Annotated in this window: 15 protein-coding genes and 1 pseudogene; 12 read left to right on the top strand and 4 right to left on the bottom strand. The window is 65.1% G+C overall.

Going from position 1 to position 15,915, the window contains the following annotated elements:
- From P2Q66_RS04825 to sdhC, 4 genes are all read right to left on the bottom strand, one after another.
- On the bottom strand, window positions 1–781 hold a 781-nt coding region (locus P2Q66_RS04825), incomplete at its 3' end, for a succinate dehydrogenase iron-sulfur subunit (protein WP_079595734.1).
- Between the two features lies 1 nt (window position 782).
- On the bottom strand, window positions 783–2,582 hold the full coding sequence (gene sdhA, locus P2Q66_RS04820) for a succinate dehydrogenase flavoprotein subunit (RefSeq protein ID WP_079595733.1): 1,800 nt from the start codon (window positions 2,580–2,582) through the stop codon (window positions 783–785).
- A gap of 108 nt (window positions 2,583–2,690) precedes the next feature.
- On the bottom strand, window positions 2,691–3,152 hold the full coding sequence (locus P2Q66_RS04815; RefSeq protein WP_275726062.1) for a succinate dehydrogenase hydrophobic membrane anchor subunit: 462 nt from the start codon (window positions 3,150–3,152) through the stop codon (window positions 2,691–2,693).
- Between the two features lie 3 nt (window positions 3,153–3,155).
- Window positions 3,156–3,536, bottom strand: coding sequence for a succinate dehydrogenase, cytochrome b556 subunit (gene sdhC / locus P2Q66_RS04810; RefSeq protein WP_079595731.1), 381 nt, complete (start codon window positions 3,534–3,536; stop codon window positions 3,156–3,158).
- 267 nt (window positions 3,537–3,803) lie between these two features.
- On the opposite strand from sdhC, the gene P2Q66_RS04805 reads away from it, so the two are divergent.
- The 12 genes and pseudogenes from P2Q66_RS04805 to P2Q66_RS04750 form a co-directional block, all read left to right on the top strand.
- Window positions 3,804–4,937, top strand: a complete 1,134-nt coding sequence (locus P2Q66_RS04805) for a mannose-1-phosphate guanylyltransferase (RefSeq protein WP_079595730.1) — start codon at window positions 3,804–3,806, stop codon at window positions 4,935–4,937.
- A gap of 102 nt (window positions 4,938–5,039) precedes the next feature.
- Window positions 5,040–6,239: an amidohydrolase gene (locus tag P2Q66_RS04800; protein ID WP_275726061.1), complete on the top strand. Its 1,200-nt coding sequence runs from the start codon at window positions 5,040–5,042 to the stop codon at window positions 6,237–6,239.
- Window positions 6,240–6,315: 76 nt separating this feature from the next.
- Complete coding sequence (locus P2Q66_RS04795; RefSeq protein ID WP_275726060.1) at window positions 6,316–6,750, top strand: MarR family transcriptional regulator; 435 nt, start codon at window positions 6,316–6,318, stop codon at window positions 6,748–6,750.
- A gap of 43 nt (window positions 6,751–6,793) precedes the next feature.
- Window positions 6,794–7,225, top strand: coding sequence for an organic hydroperoxide resistance protein (locus P2Q66_RS04790; protein WP_115524397.1), 432 nt, complete (start codon window positions 6,794–6,796; stop codon window positions 7,223–7,225).
- A complete protein-coding gene (locus P2Q66_RS04785) occupies window positions 7,222–8,241 on the top strand; it encodes an NADP-dependent oxidoreductase (RefSeq protein ID WP_275726059.1) in 1,020 nt (339 codons plus the stop codon). Before P2Q66_RS04790 ends, P2Q66_RS04785 begins: the two co-directional genes overlap by 4 nt.
- Before the next feature lie 256 nt (window positions 8,242–8,497).
- A complete protein-coding gene (locus P2Q66_RS04780; RefSeq protein WP_275726058.1) occupies window positions 8,498–9,604 on the top strand; it encodes a BMP family ABC transporter substrate-binding protein in 1,107 nt (368 codons plus the stop codon).
- Window positions 9,605–9,782: 178 nt separating this feature from the next.
- Window positions 9,783–11,369, top strand: a complete 1,587-nt coding sequence (locus P2Q66_RS04775) for an ABC transporter ATP-binding protein (protein WP_115524395.1) — start codon at window positions 9,783–9,785, stop codon at window positions 11,367–11,369.
- Complete coding sequence (locus P2Q66_RS04770) at window positions 11,362–12,744, top strand: ABC transporter permease (RefSeq protein WP_275726055.1); 1,383 nt, start codon at window positions 11,362–11,364, stop codon at window positions 12,742–12,744. Before P2Q66_RS04775 ends, P2Q66_RS04770 begins: the two co-directional genes overlap by 8 nt.
- Window positions 12,741–14,060 (top strand): ABC transporter permease, encoded by a 1,320-nt coding sequence (locus tag P2Q66_RS04765; RefSeq protein ID WP_275726053.1) that lies wholly within the window; start codon window positions 12,741–12,743, stop codon window positions 14,058–14,060. Before P2Q66_RS04770 ends, P2Q66_RS04765 begins: the two co-directional genes overlap by 4 nt.
- Before the next feature lie 5 nt (window positions 14,061–14,065).
- A complete protein-coding gene (locus tag P2Q66_RS04760; RefSeq protein ID WP_275726051.1) occupies window positions 14,066–14,473 on the top strand; it encodes a cytidine deaminase in 408 nt (135 codons plus the stop codon).
- Window positions 14,470–15,786 (top strand): thymidine phosphorylase, encoded by a 1,317-nt coding sequence (locus P2Q66_RS04755; RefSeq protein ID WP_275726049.1) that lies wholly within the window; start codon window positions 14,470–14,472, stop codon window positions 15,784–15,786. Before P2Q66_RS04760 ends, P2Q66_RS04755 begins: the two co-directional genes overlap by 4 nt.
- Before the next feature lie 6 nt (window positions 15,787–15,792).
- Window positions 15,793–15,915: pseudogene (locus P2Q66_RS04750) on the top strand (DedA family protein); the annotation flags it as partial.

The raw sequence follows: 15,915 nt of genomic DNA, 5'->3' as shown, positions 1-15,915 counted from the left end.
AGATCTTGCGGGACAGGATGGCCTGCTTGACCTCGGCAATGGCCTGGGTCACCTGGATGCCGCGGGGGCACGCCTCGGAGCAGTTGAAGGTGGTGCGGCAGCGCCACACGCCTTCCTTGTCGTTGAGGATCTCCAGGCGCATGTCACCGGCATCATCACGGGAATCGAAGATGAAGCGGTGCGCATTCACGATGGCTGCCGGGCCGAAGTACTGGCCGTCAGTCCAGAAGACGGGGCAGGACGACGTGCACGCGGCGCACAGGATGCACTTGGTGGTGTCGTCGAAACGCTCGCGGTCCTCGGCGGACTGCAGGCGTTCCCGCGTGGGCTCGTGACCCTTGTTGATGAGGAACGGCATGACCTCGCGGTAGGACTGGAAGAAGGGCTCCATGTCCACGATGAGGTCCTTCTCCACCGGCAGGCCCTTGATGGGTTCAACCAGGATGGGCTTGGACGTGTCCAAGTCCTTCAGCAGGGTCTTGCAGGCGAGGCGGTTGCGGCCATTGATGCGCATGGCGTCGGAGCCGCACACACCGTGGGCGCAGGAGCGGCGGAAGGACAGGCTGCCGTCCATCTCCCACTTGACCTTGTGCAGGGCATCCAGGACGCGGTCCGTGCCGTACATGGTGAGGTGGAAGTCATCCCACGTGGCCTCCTCGGAGACCTCCGGGTTGTACCGGCGGACGCGCATGTGCACATCGAACGTGGGGATTTCGCCGCCACCGCCGACGCCGGCAGGCAGTTCAATCTTTGAGGCTGGCTCAGCGATTTCAGCGGTCATCTTAGTACTTCCTCACCATCGGCTCGTAGCGGGTAAAGACGACCGGCTTGGTGGCCAGGCGGATGCCGGCAATTGCTTCTGCCGATCCGTCAGCCGGGGCGTGGTCGTCCTTGTACGCCATGGAGTGCTTCATAAATTTCTCGTCGTCACGCTCCGGGAAGTCCTCGCGGAAGTGTCCGCCGCGGGATTCCTCACGGTGCAGTGCGGCCACGGTCATCACCTTGGCCAGTTCCAGCAGGAAGCCAAGCTCAACGGCCTCGAGCAGGTCCAGGTTGAAGCGCTTGCCCTTGTCCTGGACGTTGATGCGCTTGTAGCGCTCCTCGAAGGAGGCGATATCGCGCAGCACCTGGTTCAGCGTTTCCGCTGTGCGGAACACCTGCATGTTGGCATCCATGGTGTCCTGCAGTTCCTTGCGGATCTGGGCCACCTTTTCGTCGCCGGTGCCGTTGCGGGCAATGTCCAGCAGTTCTGTGGTGTAGGCCAGCGGGTTCTCCGGCAGTTCCACGAAGTCGGCCGTCTTGGCGTACTCGGCCGCGGCGATGCCGGCGCGCTTGCCGAAGACGTTGATATCCAGCAGGGAGTTGGTGCCCAACCGGTTGGAACCGTGCACGGAAACACAGGCCACTTCACCGGCAGCGTAAAGGCCCGGGACCACGGTGTCGTTGTCCTGCAGGACCTCGGTGGTGATGTTCGTGGGAATGCCGCCCATGGCGTAGTGGGCGGTGGGGAACACGGGAACCGGCTCGGTGTACGGTTCCACGCCCAGGTAGGTACGGGCGAACTCGGTGATGTCCGGCAGCTTGGCATCGATGTGGGCCGGCTCCAGGTGGGTCAGGTCCAGGAGCACGTAGTCCTTGTTCGGGCCGCAGCCGCGGCCTTCACGTACCTCGTTGGCCATGGAGCGGGCCACGATGTCACGCGGCGCCAGGTCCTTGATAGTGGGGGCGTAACGCTCCATGAAGCGTTCACCCTCCGAGTTACGGAGGATGGCGCCTTCACCGCGGGCGGCCTCGGACAGGAGGATGCCCAGGCCGGCGAGGCCGGTCGGGTGGAACTGGAAGAACTCCATGTCTTCCAGCGGGATGCCACGGCGGAAGGCGATGCCCATGCCGTCGCCCGTGAGGGTGTGGGCGTTGGAGGTGGTCTTGAAGACCTTACCGGCGCCACCGGAAGCGAAGACCACGGACTTGGCCTGGAAGACGTGCAGTTCACCGGAGGCGAGGTCGTAGGATACGACGCCGGCAACGCGCTTCTGCTTGTAGGGCGTGCCGTCCGCGCGGACTGCGTCCTCTTCGACCGTCAGCAGGTCCAGGACGTAGTACTCGTTGTAGAACTCGACGTTGTGCTTGACGCAGTTCTGGTACAGGGTCTGGAGGATCATGTGGCCGGTGCGGTCGGCGGCGTAGCATGCGCGGCGGACCGGTGCCTTGCCGTGGTCGCGGGTGTGGCCACCGAAGCGGCGCTGGTCAATCCGGCCCTCGGGCGTGCGGTTGAACGGCAGGCCCATCTTTTCCAGGTCAAGCACAGCGTCGATGGCTTCCTTGGCCATGACCTCCGCGGCGTCCTGGTCAACCAGGTAGTCGCCGCCCTTGACCGTGTCGAACGTGTGCCATTCCCAGTTGTCTTCCTCGACGTTGGCAAGGGCCGCACACATGCCACCCTGCGCCGCACCGGTGTGCGAGCGGGTGGGGTAGAGCTTGGTCAGTACTGCTGTGCGCGCGCGCTGACCGGATTCGATCGCGGCGCGCATGCCAGCGCCACCGGCACCGACGATGACGACGTCGTACTTATGGACCTGCATACCAGATGCTCTTTCTCTCAAAATTCGCTATAAAACAACGGGGCGGCTTCGCCTTCCCCGCACAACAGGGCCCGCGGTAATGCCCGCGGGCCCGGGGTGGTGCTGGTGCTAGGCAGGGCAGAAGCCGCCAGGCAGGGGAACGCCGTCGGCGACGGGGCACGGGTTGAAGGTGAAGATCACCAGGGTGCCCAGGACGATGATGACGACGGTGGCCGAGTAGAGGACCGTCTTCAGCCAGCGGCGGGTGGAGGTCTTTTCGGCGTAGTCATTGATGATGGTGCGGACGCCGTTGGTGCCGTGCAGCATGGCAAGCCACAGCATGGTCAGGTCCCAGAACTGCCAGAACGGATCCGCCCACTTGCCGGCAACGAAGCCGAAGTCGATGGCGTGGATGCCTTCGCCTACCAGGAGGTTCACGAAAAGGTGCCCGAAGATGAGTACCACCAGCACCACGCCGGAGAGGCGCATGAACAGCCAGGCGATCATCTCGAAGTTGCCCCGCGTGCCGCCGTTGCGGCGGTACTGGGGGGCGATCCGCCCGCTGCGGGGGCTCTCGATTGTTGCACTCATGGCTTAGTGACCTCCGAGGGCGAGGGACAGGTGGCGGATGGAGAATGCGACCATGGTGACGACCCAGAGACCCAGGACTGCCCACAGCATCTGACGCTGGTACTTGGCGCCGTTCTTCCAGAAGTCGACCGCGATGATCCGCAGGCCGTTGAAGGCGTGGAAGACGATGGCGGCAACGAGGCCCGTCTCACCCAGTGCCATCAGGGGATTCTTGTACGCGCCGATAACGGCGGTGTAAGCCTCGGGTGACACACGCACCAAGGAGGTGTCCAAGACATGGACCAACAAGAAGAAAAAGATCACTACACCGGTAATACGGTGTCCTACCCAAGACCACATGCCTTCACGGCCGCGGTACAAGGTGCCAGCTGGTTTTGTCGGCACTGATAAACCTCCCTGCAACACAGCGGCGCTGGCATGAGATCCACGCGGGGGGAACGCCTGCTGCGAGAGCACTCGTAGCTCAGGCCTAAATCTAGGCTCCGCTCACAGCTTATTCAATTTAGGAGCTCCTTGGTGCCCAGCAGTGGCGCGGTTTTTCGAATTTTTTGAGACGAACGCCACACGGGCTTGCCGCACTTGGACTGAACTGTGTCGTGACGGCGGAGTCCGGAGGGGTCCGTTGCAGCCGGTCGGCTAAAGTAGGCGGTGATGAGTACAGACAAAGTGACAAGCCCGGCATCACCCCTTGACCGCTTCATCGCGGTGATCCCGGCCGGCGGAGTGGGGACCCGCCTCTGGCCCCTGTCGCGAGCCGCAGCTCCCAAGTTCCTTCACGACCTCACGGGTTCGGGCAGCACATTGCTGCGCGCCACCTACGACCGGCTGCACCCGCTTGCGGGGAGCCGGATGCTGGTGGTGACCGGCAAGGCCCACCGTGATGCCGTATGCCGCCAGCTTCCCGAGGTTAAGGATTCGGACCTCGTCCTCGAGTCCGAACCCAAGGACTCAGCGGCAGCCATCGGTCTCGCCGCCGCCATCCTGCACGAGCGTGATCCGGACACCATCATGGGTTCCTTCGCCGCGGACCAGGTCATCAGCCCGGACCACCTCTTCCAGGAGGCCGTCCGCGAAGCGATCCACACCGCAGCCGCCGGCAAGATCGTGACCATCGGCATCAAGCCCACGCACCCGTCCACGGGTTTCGGCTACATCCGTTCAGGCCAGGGACTGCACATCGAGGGCGCGCCCAGCGCCCAGGACGTGGTGGAGTTTGTTGAAAAGCCGGACGAGGTAGTGGCCCAGCAGTATGTGGACAGCGGCAACTACGTCTGGAACGCCGGCATGTTCGTGGCGCCCGTCGCGCTGCTGCTCAAGCACCTTGAAGCCAACCAGCCCGAGCTGTTCCAGGGCCTGCAGGAAATCGCCCGCGCCTGGGACACTCCGGCCCGTGACGAAGTGACAAGCCGCGTGTGGCCCACGCTGCCCAAGATCGCCATCGACTACGCCGTGGCCGAACCCGCCGCCGAAGCCGGGGACGTCGCCGTCGTGCCCGGCTCCTTCCGCTGGGATGACGTTGGCGACTTCGCCTCCGTGGGCCGGCTGAACTCAGCCAAGGAAGTGGATGACGTCACGGTCCTGGGTGAAGGCGCCCGCGTCTTCACCGAGAACTCCAGCGGCGTGGTGGTCACTGACACCAAGCGGGTCATCGCCCTGATCGGGATCCAGGACGTGGTCATCGTGGACACTCCGGACGCCCTGCTGGTTACCACCATGGCCAACTCGCAGCGGGTTAAAGCGGCCGTTGATGCCCTCAAGGCCAGCGGCGACACGGACGTCCTTTAACCGACGCGCCGCCGTCCGCATCCCGGGCCCGTCCGGCCACCCGGGATGTAACGCGGCGACCGTGATGGCTGGTATTCCTGCCACCCTCGCTAGAGTGAAACAGTGCGCAATTACACTACTGAAGCCGAGCCCACCGCCCTGGTGGCTCCGTGGCTCGAGCCGCTCCTGCCGGAACTGATCGAATTCCGCCGGGACCTGCATGCGCATCCGGAGCTGTCCTTCAAGGAATTCCGCACCACTGACAAGCTGGCCGAGCGGCTCGAGGAGGCAGGCCTCACTCCGCGCCGCCTCGAGGGAACCGGACTCACGGTGGATGTCGGGGAAGGCCCCATCGCCACTGCGTTGCGCGGGGACATCGACGCCCTGCCCATCATCGAGGAAACCGGCCTGCCGTTCGCCTCGAAGAACCACGGCGTAACCCACGCCTGCGGCCACGATGTGCACACCACCACCATGCTCGGCATCGCCCTGGTGCTGCACAGGATGCACCAGGAGACGCCCCTGGGCGCCACCGTCCGCCTGATCTTCCAGCCGGCCGAAGAAACCATGCCCGGCGGCGCCCACTCCTGCATCGAGCAGGGCGTCCTGGAAGGCGTGCCCCGGATCCTGGCGCTGCACTGCGATCCCCGCATCGAGGTGGGCAAGATCGGCACGCGCATTGGAGCCATCACCTCGGCCTCGGACACCATCCGTATCGAGCTTTCCGGCCGGGGCGGCCACACCTCGCGGCCACACCTGACCGAGGATCTTGTGTTTGCCCTGGCGCAGATCGCGGTGAACGTGCCCGCGGTCCTGTCCCGCCGGGTGGATGTCCGCAGCGGCGTGTCCGTGGTGTGGGGCCAGATTTCCGCCGGGTCGGCGCCCAACGCCATCCCGGGCACCGGCTACATGGCCGGGACCATGCGCTGCCTGGACCGCGAGGCCTGGCACGCCGCCGGTGAACTCCTTGATGAAGTGGTCCACCAGGTGGCGGCACCGTACGGCGTGGACGTCAAGCTTGAGCACACCAGGGGAGTGCCTCCGGTGGTCAACTCTGAACATGAAACGGCCATTATCGAGGCGTCCGCACGTGCCGAGATCGGCGAAAGTGCCGTGGTGCTCACGCCGCAGTCCATGGGCGGTGAAGACTTCGCCTGGTTCCTGGCAGAGCTTCCCGGTGCCATGATGCGCCTGGGCACCAAAACTCCGGGCGGCGAGGAATATGACCTCCACCGCGGCGACTACATCCTGGACGAGCGTGCCCTTGGCCTCGGCATCCGGGTACTGACCGCGGCGGCCCTGCGCACCATCCGCGACCTCTAAGCAGCGTTCTGCACCGGTTCTCCGCCGCAGGACGAGTAAGTTGTGCACAACTGAGTTGTCCGTTACTGTTTGTGCTATGACCGAAATTCCCCGCCTGGACCGGCAAGTATGCTTCGCGTTGTATTCGGCCTCCCGCGCCGCCACCGCCGTCTACCGTCCTGTCCTGGAAGACATGGGCCTGACGTACCCGCAGTACCTTGTGATGCTGGTGCTGTGGGAGAGCGAGCCGCGCGGTGTGAAGGAACTGGGCGAGGAATTGGGCCTGGACTCCGGCACCCTGTCGCCCTTGCTGAAGCGGCTTGAAGCCCTGGGCCTGGTGGAACGGCGCCGGTCAGGCGAGGATGAGCGCCGCGTGGCCGTCCACCTGACATCGGCGGGAAGAAGCCTCAGCGCGAAGGCTGCCGCCATTCCCCAGCGTCTCGCGAAGTCCGCGGGACTCTCTCCCCGGGAACTCGAGCAGCTCCGCGAAACCCTTGGCAAATTGACGGCCGCCCTGCACAACGCGGTGTGACGCCACCAACGTCTTACTGATCCCCAACAGAACGGATACCACTGTGAAGCCTCTTTACACTGCCGAAGCCCTTGCCTCTGGCGAAGGTCGCGACGGAAACGCCCGCTCCAGCGACGGCAAGCTGGAAGTCAACCTTGCCAGCCCTGTTGAACTCGGCGGCAGCGGCCAGGGCACCAACCCGGAGCAGCTCTTTGCTGCAGGATATGCTGCCTGCTTCCACTCGGCACTGCGCCTGGTGGCCGGCAGGGAACAGGCCGACCTCACCGATTCGGCCGTAGCTGCCAAGGTCCACCTCGGCAAGCTGGACGGCGGGACAGGCTTCGGCCTTGCCGCTGAACTGGAGATCGCGCTGCCGGCCCTTGACCTGGCCACCGCCGAGGCTCTCGTGGCCAAAGCGCACCAGATCTGCCCCTATTCGAACGCCACACGTGGAAACATCAGCGTGGACATCAAGGTCCTGGAGTACGCAGCATGAGCGTTGCCACGCTTCCTGCCACCACCCGTGAAATCCAGCTGGCGTCCCGTCCGGTGGGCCGCCCCGGGCCGGAAAATTTCCGGCTCGCCGAGTCGCCGCTGCCTGAACTCGCAGATGGCCAGATCATGGTGAAGAACCTTTTTATCTCGGTTGACCCCTATATGCGCGGACGCATGAACGACGTCAAGTCCTACTCTGCGCCCTTTGCCTTGGGCGAAGCGCTCGACGGCGGCGCAGTGGGTGAGGTGATCGCGTCCCGTTCCGACGCGCATCAGGAGGGGGACGTCGTCGTGCATTCCCTCGGCTGGCGCGAATATGCGGTGTTGGACGCTGCCGCCGCCACCCCGGCCCGCACCGACCTGGCACCGGCCTCGGCATTCCTTGGCGCCCTGGGCATGACCGGCCTGACAGCCTATGCCGGGCTGCTCAAGGTGGCCGGTTTCGCCCCTGGCGACGCCGTCTTCGTTTCCGGCGCGGCAGGTGCGGTTGGCTCGCTGGTGGGCCAGATTGCGAAAGCGATGGGGGCCTCGCGGGTGATCGGTTCGGCAGGCTCACCCGCCAAGGTGGCCCGCCTGCTGGAACTCGGCTTCGACGCGGCCTTCGACTACCACGACGGTCCGGTCCGTGAGCAGCTGGAAAACGCCGCCGGCAGTGCCGGCATCGACGTCTACTTCGACAACGTGGGCGGCGAGCACCTGGAGGCTGCACTGGCCGTCCTCAATGTTGGCGGGCGGGTGGCGATGTGCGGTGCCATCGCACAATACAACTCCACCGAACCCACCCCCGCGCCGCGCAACCTCATGCAGGCCATCGGCAAGCAGCTCACCCTCAAGGGGTTCCTGGTGGGAGGGCAGCGGCAGCACGCCGCGGAGTTCGCCGAAAAGATGGCGGGCTGGCTGGCCGACGGCACTGTGCGCTACGACGAAACCATCGTCGACGGGCTCGAGAACGCCCCGCAGGCCTTCATGGACCTGCTCGATGGCGCGAACACGGGCAAAATGCTGGTCCGGCTCTAGCTCCCGCCCGCCGCGCAACCAGGAGGGGTACCGCAGGACAGCGGCACCCCTACTGGTTGGTAACAACTTGTAAACAATCTCCGGGAACCGGTTCTGCCGTGCTATTGGGACGTGGCGCAGGCCACTAAAGTAGGAGCCATCAGTGCGCTCCGGCGCAGTGCTGCGAGCCCTCAGTGAAAACAGAATTTCAGTGCAGAAACGGACACTCATTGAATTCGAGCCGTAGCGCCACTCTCTTCACCCTGGAGGAATCTTGATGACATCACTGCGTTCACACCTCAAGCGCGGTTCAGTTGCAGGCCTGGCTACCGTGGGTGCCACAGCACTCGTGCTGGCCGGTTGCGGCGCCCCGCCCGAAGCGGGAACCAACTCCACGGCCGGCGCCACCGACTACACCGGCTGCATCGTCTCCGACTCCGGCGGCTTCGATGACCAGTCCTTCAACCAGTCCTCCTACGAGGGGCTGAAGAAGGCCGAGGCTGACCTGGGCATCAAGGTCAACCAGGTGGAGTCCAAGACAAACAACGACTTTGAACCGAACCTGCGGGCCATGGTCACCGCCGGCTGCGACCTCACGCTGACCATCGGCTTCCTGCTGGGAGACGCCACCAAGGAGCAGGCCGCAGCCAACCCGGACAGCCACTTCGCCATTGTCGACTACCAGTACGAATCGGCCATCGCCAACGTCAAGCCGATCATCTACGACACCGCGCAGGCAGCGTTCCTCGCCGGCTACCTTGCCGCTGGAACCACCAAGACCGGCACGGTGGCCACCTTCGGCGGCGTCAAGATCCCCACAGTGACCATCTTCATGGACGGCTACGCCGACGGCGTGAAGTACTACAACGAGCAGAAGGGCAAGGACGTCAAGCTCCTTGGCTGGAACAAGGATGCACAGGACGGCAGCTTTACCGGCGACTTCGAAAAGCAGGACGTGGGCAAGCAGCTCACCCAGAACTTTCTGGACCAGGGCGCCGATATCGTGATGCCGGTCGCCGGCCCCGTAGGCAAGGGCGCCGGTGCTGCCCTGAAGGAAGCCAAGGCCGCCGGCAAGGACGTTAAGCTCATCTGGGTTGACTCGGACGGCTACCTCACGGCCCCTGACTACAAGGACATCATGCTGTCCTCCGTCATGAAGACGATGGGCGACGCCGTTGAGGCCGTTGTTAAGGATGACAAGGAAGGCAACTTCGACAACACCCCCTATGTTGGCACGCTGGCCAACGAGGGCGTGAAGCTGGCTCCCTTCCACGACCTCGATTCCCAGGTCCCCGCCGAGCTGAAGTCCGAGCTGGAGCAGATCGAGAAGGACATCGTGGACGGCAAGCTGAAGGTTGAGTCCAAGGCAAGCCCGAAGGCCTGATTCCGCACATGGTGCGCCGCCGCCCGGCTGGTCGATGACCGGCCGGGTGGCGGCGCTTTTTGCTGGCCCTTTTTCCGGGCCGCCGCCCGCTCATCCTCCTGCTGCAGCCACTAGGCTGGTGCTGCAGCCACATATCCCGTCCGGTGGATCACTGGACGCTTCGAGATTGGTCAGAGTTTTGAAACTTGAACTCAGAGGGATCACAAAACGCTTCGGTACCCTGCTCGCCAACGACCACATCGATGTGGTGGTTGAACCCGGACAAATCCACTGTCTGCTCGGCGAAAACGGGGCCGGTAAATCCACCCTCATGAATGTGCTGTACGGGCTGTATGAGCCCACCGAAGGCGACATCCTCATTGATGACAAGCCGGTGTCCTTCCGCGGTCCTGGCGATGCCATGGCCGCCGGCATCGGCATGGTGCACCAGCACTTCATGCTGGTTCCCGTTTTCACGGTCGCCGAAAATGTGGCGCTGGGGGCCGAACCCACCAAGGCGGCAGGCTTCCTCAACCTTGACGAGACGCGCCGCCGGATCAAGGAAATTTCGGACCAGTACGGCTTCGACGTCGACCCCGACGCCCTGGTGGAGGACCTGCCGGTGGGTGTCCAGCAGCGCGTGGAAATCATCAAGGCACTCGTCCGTAATGCCAGGGTCCTGATCCTGGACGAACCCACAGCCGTGCTGACCCCGCAGGAAACCGACGAACTCCTGGACATCATGCGCCAACTCAAGTCCGGCGGCACCTCGATCGTCTTCATCTCCCACAAGCTGCGGGAGGTCAAGGAGGTCTCCGATACCATCACCGTGATCAGGCGCGGAAAGGTGGTGGGATCCGCCGAGCCCTCGGCCCCCACCACCGAACTTGCCTCCATGATGGTGGGCCGCGCCGTAAACCTGACCCTGGACAAGGCCCCGGCCAAACCGCAGGAAAAGACCTTCGAGGTCCGGGACCTGACCGTCATCGCCCCCAACGGCCAGCACGTGGTGGACGGACTCAGCTTCGACATCGCGCGCGGGGAGATCCTTGCGATCGCCGGCGTCCAGGGCAACGGCCAGACCGAACTGACCGAAGCCATCCTGGGACTCCAGGAGCGTGTGTCCGGCTCCGTACAACTCGATGGCAAGGAACTCCTGGGCCGCTCCGTCAAGGAGGTCCTGCAGGCCGGCGTCGGATTTGTTCCCGAGGACCGCAAGGTCGACGGACTGGTGGGCACGTTCTCCGTGGCGGAGAACCTGGTCCTGGACCTTTATGACAAGCCGCCGTTTGCCAGGGGAATCAGCATGAGTCCGGCAAAGGTCCTCGAGAACGCCAAGGCACGCATCGGTGAATTTGACGTCCGTACCCCCTCCGCCGCCGCGGCCGCCGGAACCCTGTCAGGCGGCAACCAGCAAAAAGTCGTGATGGCCCGGGAACTCTCCCGCCCGCTGCGGCTGTTCATCGCCTCCCAGCCAACCCGGGGCGTGGACGTGGGATCCATCGAGTTCCTGCACCGCCGCATCGTCACGGAGCGGGACCAGGGCACGCCGGTCATGATCATCTCCACGGAACTGGACGAGGTGATGGAACTCGCCGACCGCATCGCTGTGCTCTACAAGGGCAGGCTGGTGGGCGTTGTGCCCGCCGGCACCAGCCGCGACACCCTGGGCCTGATGATGGCCGGCATACCGCCGGAGGAACACGCACACACGTCCCAGGCCGGCCCTGCCACGGCCACCACCACAGCCTCCACCCCTGACGCCGAGGGAGACGACCATGTCTGAAAACCACCCCAAGCACGCGGCCGGGGAGCACGGCAGGCCGGACCACAAGGATCCACACCATCCCAGCCCTGCTGAGGAGGAAACTGCCGCCGTCGTCTCCGTTGATACGGCGGGCGGCGCCATGGAACCCTCCGCCGTCCCGGCCACCGCCCAAAGCGGGCAGCTTCCCGGTGGCCCGGACACGCTGCTCCGCAGGATCTTTACCGGGAGCGGCATGGTCTCGGTCCTCGCCGTGCTGCTGGCCCTCATTATCGGCGGCCTGCTGATTGCCAGCACGGACAAGCAGGTGGCCACCACTGCAACATACTTCTTCGCCCGGCCCACGGACTTCCTTTCGGCGGTCTGGACTGCGGCCACCCGCTCCTACATCGCCCTGTTCCAAGGCTCGGTGTTCAACCCCCGGGGCAACAGCGTGGCGGCTCAGTTCGCGCCGTTCATGGAGACCCTCACCATCGCCACCCCGCTCATCACGGCCGGTTTGGGCGTGGCGCTGGCATTCCGCGCGGGCCTCTTCAACATCGGCGCGCAGGGCCAGATCATCGTGGCCGGCATCCTCGCCGCCTGGGTGGGCTTCGCCCTGCACCTGCCCCTGGGCCTGCACCTGCTGCTGGTCCTGGTGGCCGGCATCATCGGCGGCGCCCTGTGGGGCGGACTGGTTGGCGTGCTCAAAGCCCGCACCGGCGCCCATGAGGTGATCCTCACCATCATGTTCAACTACATCGCGCTGTACTTCCTGCGCTACCTCCTGAATACGCCAGCGTTCCAGCGGCCGGGGGAGTCGAACCCCATTTCGCCGATCCTCGATCCCACAGCCGTCTACCCGCAGATTCTCGGGAGCCAGTACCGGCTCCACCTGGGCTTCATCCTCGCCATCGGAGCCACTGTCCTGGTGTGGTGGCTCCTGAACCGCTCCACCGTCGGCTTCGAATTCCGGGCCGTCGGCGCCAATCCCAAGGCCGCCCAGACTGCCGGAATCAACGTCTCCCGCTCCACCATCCTGGTGATGGCCATCGCCGGCGGGCTGGCCGGAATGTCCGGTGTGGCCCAGGTGGCCGGCACCGAGAAGGTCCTCACGGACGGCGTCGCAGCCACCTACGGCTTTGACGCCATCACCGTTGCGCTGCTGGGACGTTCGACGCCGTGGGGCACGTTCGCCGCCGGCCTGCTGTTCGGCGCCTTCCGCGCCGGAGCCGTCCAGATGCAGATTCAGACCGGTACCCCCATCGACATCGTCCTGGTGGTCCAGTCCCTCATCGTCCTCTTCATCGCCGCGCCGCCACTGGTCCGTGCCGTGTTCGGCCTGAATCCGCGGCGCAAGAAGCCCGCCCGCGCCGCCAAGTCCCGGCAGGCAGCCACTACCGGAGGTGCAGCATGAGCACAACAGTTTCGTCCCCCCGGCCGGGGACCCCACACCCGGCCGGAACGGACAACGGCACAGCCATCATGTCCGCAAAGCCGGTGGGCTGGAAGACGCCGGTGCTGCTCACCGCCTTCGGGCTGATTGCCCTGGTCTTTTTTGGGCTGCTGGCCCCCAATCAGACCGCCAGCTTCGGTATCTCCACCAGCGAGGACTTCTTCCAGCTGCCCGCCCTGGCGGTGAACGCCTTCGTTGGCGGCCTCGTGCTGTCCATCCTGCTGCTGGGGCTGGCAGGGTACGCCGTCTACCTTAAAACGAAGGGCCGGCCCGCACCCGGCTGGCTGACCATCACGTTCATCGTCCTGTTCGTGGCCGCGTTCCTGATCTGGGTGGTAGGCGGCGCCCGGACACCCACCATCTCCCTGGCCGGCCTCATCGCCGGCTCCGTCACCCTGGCCGTCCCCCTCGTGTTCGGCTCGCTGTCCGGCGTCCTGTGCGAACGTGTGGGCGTGGTCAACATCGCCATTGAAGGGCAGCTTCTGGGCGGCGCCTTCACAGCCGCAATCGTGGCCAGCATGACCCAGAACCCCTTCATCGGGCTCCTGGCCGCTGCCGTGGCCGGGGCTGTTGTGTCCATGGTGCTGGCGTTGTTCAGCATCAAGTACCTGGTCAACCAGATCATCGTCGGCGTGGTCCTGAACGTGCTCGTCTCCGGCGTCACCGGCTTTCTGTTCAGCACCGTCATGCAGGCCAACAAAGCCCAGTTCAACTCACCGCCAGGGCTGGATGTCATCGAGATTCCCGTCCTGTCCAGCATTCCGGTGATCGGGCCGATCCTGTTCCGCCAGTCCCTGGTGGGCTACCTCATGTACATCGCAGTCCTGGTGGTCTGGGTGGGGCTGTTCAAGACCAGGTGGGGTCTCCGGGTACGGGCAGTGGGGGAGCACCCGCAGGCTGCGGACACCATGGGCATCAACGTGAACGCCACCCGCTTCTGGAACGTCACCCTCGGCGGTGCAGTAGCCGGAATCGGCGGCTCCTTCTTCACCCTGGTGGCGATCGACAGCTTCACCAAGGAGATCTCCGGCGGCCGCGGCTTCATCGCACTCGCCGCCCTGATCTTCGGCCGTTGGAACCCGATCGGTGCCTTCTTCGCCGCCCTGCTGTTCGGCTTCGCGGACAACCTGCAAAGCATCGTCACCATCATCGGGACGCCCGTCCCCAGCCAGTTCATGGCCATGCTGCCCTACCTGGTGACCGTCCTCGCCGTGGCGGGACTGGTCGGCAGGTCCCGGGGACCAGCCGCCAGCGGCATACCGTACGTCAAGGGTTGACGGCCGTGGAACCCGCAACCACGGTGGACTGGCAAGCCCTGGAGGAAGCTGCCGTCGCCGCCATGCAGAATGCCTACGCTCCGTACTCGAAGTTTCCGGTGGGGGCTGCGGCCCTCACCGGCGACGGCCGGATTGTCAGTGGCTGCAACGTGGAGAACGCAAGTTACGGCTTGACCCTCTGTGCGGAATGCGCCCTGGTGGGCAACCTGCACATGACCGGCGGCGGACTGCTCCGGGCCTTCTATTGCGTGGACGGCAGCGGAAACATCCTGATGCCCTGCGGCCGCTGCCGCCAGCTGCTGTACGAATTCCGCGCCCCGGGCATGGAACTTATGACCACCCAAGGCATTAAAACCATGGACCAGGTGTTGCCTGACGCCTTCGGTCCCGAACACCTGGAGGAAACCCGGTGACAGACAAGAAAGCCGAAGCGTTCGACGCAGTGGACATCATCCGCGTCAAGCGCGACAAGGGGACACTGACCCCGGAACAGATCGACTGGACCATCGACGCGTACACCCGGGGAGCCATCGCAGACGAGCAGATGGCTGCACTCAACATGGCCATCCTGCTCAACGGCATGAACCGCACCGAAATCGCACGCTGGACAGCGGCGATGATCGCCTCCGGCGAGACGATGGACTTTTCCAGCCTGCGCCGGCCGGACGGCGGCCTGAAGTACACCTCTGACAAGCACTCCACCGGCGGAGTAGGGGACAAGATCACGTTGCCACTGGCCCCGCTGGTGGCGGTGTTCGGCGTCGCCGTCCCGCAGCTCTCCGGCCGGGGGCTGGGCCACACGGGCGGCACCCTTGACAAGCTCGAATCCATCCCCGGCTGGCGTGCCGCCCTGAGCAACGAGGAGATGCTGGCCCAGCTCCAGGATGTGGGCGCGGTGATCTGCGCAGCCGGCGCCGGCCTTGCCCCGGCGGACAAGAAGCTGTACGCCCTGCGGGACGTCACCGGAACCGTCGAAGCCATTCCGCTGATTGCCTCATCCATCATGAGCAAGAAAATCGCTGAGGGCACCGGCTCCCTGGTCCTGGACGTCAAGGTGGGCAGCGGCGCGTTCATGAAGGACGAAGCCTCGGCAAGGGAACTCGCTGAAACCATGGTGGCCCTGGGCAAGGACGCGGGCGTGAACACCGTTGCCCTGCTCACCAACATGGACACCCCGCTGGGCCTCACCGCGGGCAACGCCATCGAAGTTGAGGAATCCGTCGAGGTGCTGGCCGGCGGCGGGCCCTCCGATGTTGTGGAGCTGACCGTCCGGCTGGCGGAGGAGATGCTCGCCTGCGCCGGAGTCCACGACGCCGACCCCGCGGCCGCGTTGAAGGACGGACGGGCGATGGACGTGTGGAACCGGATGATCGAGGCCCAGGGCGGCGACCCGCGTGCACAGCTGCCCGTCGCCCGGGAATCCGACGTGGTCTACGCCCCGGCGGACGGCGTGCTCGTGGAGCTCGACGCGCTCGCCGTCGGCGTGGCCGCATGGCGGCTGGGAGCAGGCCGGGCCCGCAAGGAAGACGCAGTGCAGGCCGGGGCCGGCGTCCGGATGCATGCCAAACCCGGCGCCGTGGTCCGCGCCGGCGAGCCCCTGATGACACTGCTCACCGATACCCCGGAACGGTTCGCGCGCGCCCGGGAAGCGCTCGAGCACGCAGTGGTCATCGCCCCCGAAGGATCCCGTCCGGCCCAGCGACTGATCATCGACCGAATAGCATAAGATCCCATGCAGGCCATCAATGACTTCATCCTTGCCGCAGCCGGACAACCCTGGGTGCTTTTCCTGGTTCTGGCATGCTGCGTCATTGACGGCTTTTTCCCGCCGATTCCGAGCGAGTCCGTGGTGGTG

Source organism: Arthrobacter sp. Cr_A7, from assembly GCF_029222765.1.
Lineage (GTDB): Bacteria > Actinomycetota > Actinomycetes > Actinomycetales > Micrococcaceae > Arthrobacter.
This window is presented reverse-complemented; position numbering and strand designations above follow the sequence as displayed.

What these genes read in the sequence shown, in the direction of transcription:
- P2Q66_RS04770 (WP_275726055.1), top strand. Translation starts at nt 11,362, where the DNA reads ATGTCTGAAAACCACCCCAAGCACGCGGCCGGGGAGCACGGCAGGCCG.
- sdhA (WP_079595733.1), bottom strand. Translation starts at nt 2,582, where the DNA reads ATGCAGGTCCATAAGTACGACGTCGTCATCGTCGGTGCCGGTGGCGCT.
- P2Q66_RS04805 (WP_079595730.1), top strand. Translation starts at nt 3,804, where the DNA reads ATGAGTACAGACAAAGTGACAAGCCCGGCATCACCCCTTGACCGCTTC.
- P2Q66_RS04780 (WP_275726058.1), top strand. Translation starts at nt 8,498, where the DNA reads ATGACATCACTGCGTTCACACCTCAAGCGCGGTTCAGTTGCAGGCCTG.
- P2Q66_RS04815 (WP_275726062.1), bottom strand. Translation starts at nt 3,152, where the DNA reads ATGAGTGCAACAATCGAGAGCCCCCGCAGCGGGCGGATCGCCCCCCAG.
- P2Q66_RS04795 (WP_275726060.1), top strand. Translation starts at nt 6,316, where the DNA reads ATGACCGAAATTCCCCGCCTGGACCGGCAAGTATGCTTCGCGTTGTAT.
- P2Q66_RS04765 (WP_275726053.1), top strand. Translation starts at nt 12,741, where the DNA reads ATGAGCACAACAGTTTCGTCCCCCCGGCCGGGGACCCCACACCCGGCC.
- P2Q66_RS04785 (WP_275726059.1), top strand. Translation starts at nt 7,222, where the DNA reads ATGAGCGTTGCCACGCTTCCTGCCACCACCCGTGAAATCCAGCTGGCG.